The sequence below is a fragment of the uncultured Nisaea sp. genome (genome assembly GCF_963974195.1).
Classification (GTDB): Bacteria; Pseudomonadota; Alphaproteobacteria; order Thalassobaculales; family Thalassobaculaceae; genus Nisaea.
In genome coordinates this window covers 1-4,001 of record NZ_CAXBDC010000185.1, presented here as the reverse complement: position 1 = coordinate 4,001, position 4,001 = coordinate 1, and the positions used below count along the sequence as shown (strand labels likewise).

Here is a 4,001-nt window from a genome sequence, read left to right as displayed (position 1 = left end):
ACCAGCATGTCGGGCTTACGGGAGGACCGAAAACAGGGCGGATCCTCGCTCAACTTATCGGCGGCAAAAAGCCGAACATCGATTTAACGCGTTACTCTCCCTCACGCTTTGGCGGGTGAGGGGGGTATGACTGGCCGAACAGGGTCATAAACTGGGAGACTTCAGATGAAAAAACTAACAACAGCACTTGCCGCGGCGGCGTTCGCGGTTGCCGGTTCCGCCGGTGCCATGGCCGAGAAGTGGGATATGCCGATGGCGTATTCCGGCTCCAACTTTCATTCCGCCACGGGCGCCGAGTTCGCCAAGTGCGTGACGACCGGGACCGGCGGCGATATCGAGATCGTGACGCACCCGTCCGGCTCCCTCTTCAAGGGCAACGACATCAAGCGCGCGGTGCAGACCGGCCAGGCGCCGATCGGCGAGCGCCTGCTGTCCGCGCACCAGAACGAGAATGCGGTGTTCGGTTTCGACTCGATCCCGTTCCTCGCCACCTCCTTCGACGATGCGGCCAAGCTCTGGAAAGCGGCGAAGCCGACGCTTGAAAAGGTTCTGGCCGACCAGAACCTGGTGCTGCTCTATGCCGTTCCGTGGCCGCCGCAGGGTCTCTACTTCAAGAAGGAAGTGAACTCTGTTGCCGACATGAAGGGCATCAAGTTCCGCGCCTACAGCAACGCCACCGCACGTCTTGCCGAGCTGACCGGCATGCTGCCGGTGCAGATCGAGGCGGCCGAGATCAGCCAGGCTTTCGCCACCGGCGTTGCCGAATCCATGATCTCCTCCGGCTCGACCGGGTATGACCGCAAGGTCTGGGAAAGTCTGACCCATTTCTATGAGGTCGATGCCTGGCTGCCGCGCAACTACGTGATGGTGAACGGCGATGTCTGGAAGGGCCTCGACGATGCCAAGAAAGGCGTTCTGCGCGGTTGCGCCGAGCTGGCCGAATATGCCGGCAACTGGCGTGCGGTCGAATATACCCAGTTCACCCTGAACGGTCTCAAGGCGAACGGCATGACCGTCGGTCCGGCAAACGACACCCTGAAAGCCGAGCTGCGTGAAATCGGTGTGACCATGACCAATGAATGGCTGAAGGACGCTGGCGCCGAAGGCAAGGCCATCGTCGACGCTTTCAAGGCAATGCAGTAACTCCTCATCTGGCGGCCGGGGGCGGGTTTCCCGCCCCCGGTTTGTTTTGATCTGATGCTCCGGTCCGCTGGTTCGTTCGTGCGGGCCGGACACGTGTCACCTTCCGAGGAGACCTCATGGTTTTTCTGGCAAAACTCAGGGTCGGGCTGGACCGGCTTTATCTCATTTCCGGCGCGATTGGCGCAGTGTTCCTGATCGCCATTCTGAGCCTGATCGTGCTGCAAATGCTGGCGCGCTGGACCGGTGAGGTGTTTCCGGGGGCAGCTGAATATGTCGGCTATTGCATGGCGGCCGCCTCGTTCTTCGCCTTTGCCCACACCTTGCAGCGCGGCGCGCATATCCGTGTCTCGATGCTGCTGAATGTGATGCCCGCCACTGTCCGCCGCCTGCTCGAAATCTGGTGTTTCGCGATCGGCACGGCGCTCGGCTGGTATTTCGTCTGGTATGCGGTGAAATTCGTTTTCTGGTCCTGGAAGTTCAAGGATATCAGCCAGGGACAGGACGCCACGCTGCTCTGGATGCCGCAGACCGGGATGGTCATCGGCGCGGTCATCCTGGCGATCGCCCTGACCGATTTTCTCATTCACATGGTCTTCACCGGCCGACACCGGATCGAGCACGAGACGGTGGATTCCCCCGCGGAGTAGGGCATATGGAAGATATCTCGATTATTGCCCTGTTCCTGTTCGTCCTGTTCCTGCTTCTGGGCACGGGCGTCTGGATCGGGCTGGCTTTGCTCGGCGTCGCCTTCGTCGGCATGGAGCTGTTCACCACGCGTCCGGTGGGCGATGTGATGATCACCACCGTCTGGACCCACTCCTCGTCCTGGACGCTTGCCGCCCTGCCGCTGTTCATCTGGATGGGGGAGGTGCTGTACCGCACGCGCCTGTCGGAGGACATGTTCAAGGGTTTGGCGCCCTGGCTGGCGAAACTGCCCGGCGGGTTGATTCACACCAATATCGTTGGCTGCACTGTCTTCGCGGCGGTTTCCGGCTCTTCGGCGGCAACGCTGACCACGGTCGGCAAGATGTCGATCCCGGAGCTGCGCAAGCGGAACTATCCGGAAAAGGTGGTGATCGGGACACTGGCCGGCGCGGCGACGCTCGGCCTGATGATCCCGCCGTCGCTGACCCTGATCGTCTATGGCGTGACCATCAACGAGTCGATCACCAAGCTGTTCATCGCGGGCATTGTCCCGGGCATCGTGCTGGCCGCCATGTTCATGGCCTATGTCGCGATCTATTCGAAAGTCTCGAAGGATTATCATCCCGACGAAGAGCAGGGGATGAGCTTCGCCGACAAGGTGAAGAACTCACGTTTCCTGATCCCGGTCTTCTGCCTGATCGCGGTGGTCATCGGGTCGATGTATCTCGGCCTTGCCACGGCGACCGAGGCGGCGGCATTCGGTGTCATCGGCTCGCTGATCCTGGCGGCAAGCCAGAGGTCTCTGAGCTGGAAGACGTTCCTCGAAAGCCTGATGGGGGCAACCCGGACCTCGGCCATGATCGCGCTGATCCTTGCCGGTGCATCCTTCCTGTCGCTGGCGATGGGCTTCACCGGCCTGCCGCGCGGGCTGGCCAATCTGATCGCCGACATGAATCTCAGCCGCTTCGAGCTGCTGATGGCGCTGCTGGTCTTCTACATCGTGCTCGGCTGCTTCCTCGACGGCATCTCGTCGGTGGTGCTGACCATGGCGGTGGTGGAGCCGATGATCCGGCAGGCGGGCATCGATCTGCTCTGGTTCGGTATCTTCATCGTCGTGGTGGTCGAGATGGCACAGATCACGCCGCCGATCGGCTTCAACCTCTTCGTTCTGCAGGGCATGACGAAGCACGAGATGGGCTTCATCGCCCGCTGCGCGATCCCGATGTTCCTGATCATGGTGCTGATGGTGTTCGTGCTGATCGCTTTCCCGGAAATCGCCACCTGGCTGCCGGACAACATGCGGCAGGGGCCTTCTTGAGCGGCCTATTTACCTCTCCTGAAAAAGGCGGTCTTCGGGCCGCCTTTTTTTTATTGCCAGTCCTGCCGCTGGACGGGGACGGAGGAGCGGGTATTCTCTGGCCCCAGAAAGGTCCGGGCCGGAAGTGCACGGGCAGGGAGGACGTAATAATGGAATTTTCGACACCGCCGCACATCGCAGAACTGGCGGAAAAGACACGCAGTTTCATCGCCGGGAAGGTGATCCCGTTCGAGAGCGATCCGCGCTGGACCAGTCACGGCCCGACGGAGGAATTACGCAAGGAGCTGACGGATCTCGGCAAGGCTGCCGGGCTGTTCGCCCCGCATGCGCCGAAGGAATTCGGCGGCCTCGGCCTCGGCCATCTGGAACGCGCCTTTGTCTTCGAGGAAGCAGGCTATTCCCTGCTCGGCCCGACTGCCCTGCATTGTGGCGCGCCGGACGAGGGCAATACGCATCTGCTTGAGGTCGCCGCCAGCCCGTCGCAGCGGGAGCAGTTCCTCGCGCCGCTGGCCAAGGGGGCGCGCTCCTGTTTCGCGATGACAGAGCCGGATGGCGCCGGAGCCGATCCCTCGCTGCTCGCGACCACGGCGAAGGTCGATGGCAACGGCTATGTGATCAACGGCCGGAAATGGTTCATCACCGGGGCCGAGGGTGCGGATTTCGTCATCATCATGGCGAAGATCGAGGGCGGCCCGGCTGACGGCGGGGCGACCATGTTCATCGTGCCGAGCGACCGGGCAGGTATTCATCTGGAGACGCAGATGGACACGCTGGACAGCTCCTTTGCCGGTGGGCACTGGGAAATGCGGTTCGAAGATCTCCGGGTCGATCAGGAAGATGTGCTGGGTGAGCCCGGTGGCGGTTTCCGGCAGGCTCAGGTGCGGCTTGCACCGGC

At 61.9% G+C, this 4,001-nt stretch carries 4 protein-coding genes; all 4 read left to right on the top strand.

Going from position 1 to position 4,001, the window contains the following annotated elements; translation table 11 throughout:
* Positions 1-165: 165 nt before the first annotated feature.
* Entirely contained in the window at positions 166-1,143 is a 978-nt protein-coding gene (locus AAC126_RS21895; protein WP_339857511.1) for a TRAP transporter substrate-binding protein, read from the top strand.
* Between the two features lie 116 nt (positions 1,144-1,259).
* The gene (locus tag AAC126_RS21890; RefSeq protein ID WP_339857510.1) at positions 1,260-1,790 is read left to right on the top strand and encodes a TRAP transporter small permease subunit; all 531 of its coding nucleotides are present in this window, start codon (positions 1,260-1,262) and stop codon (positions 1,788-1,790) included.
* Between the two features lie 5 nt (positions 1,791-1,795).
* The gene (locus AAC126_RS21885; protein ID WP_339857507.1) at positions 1,796-3,106 is read left to right on the top strand and encodes a TRAP transporter large permease subunit; all 1,311 of its coding nucleotides are present in this window, start codon (positions 1,796-1,798) and stop codon (positions 3,104-3,106) included.
* Between the two features lie 149 nt (positions 3,107-3,255).
* Positions 3,256-4,001, top strand: a 746-nt coding sequence (locus AAC126_RS21880; protein ID WP_339857505.1) for an acyl-CoA dehydrogenase family protein, incomplete at its 3' end; no start/stop codon positions are given.

Coding starts and splice junctions, on each gene's coding strand:
- AAC126_RS21895 (WP_339857511.1), top strand. CDS start 166: ATGAAAAAACTAACAACAGCACTTGCCGCGGCGGCGTTCGCGGTTGCC.
- AAC126_RS21890 (WP_339857510.1), top strand. CDS start 1,260: ATGGTTTTTCTGGCAAAACTCAGGGTCGGGCTGGACCGGCTTTATCTC.
- AAC126_RS21885 (WP_339857507.1), top strand. CDS start 1,796: ATGGAAGATATCTCGATTATTGCCCTGTTCCTGTTCGTCCTGTTCCTG.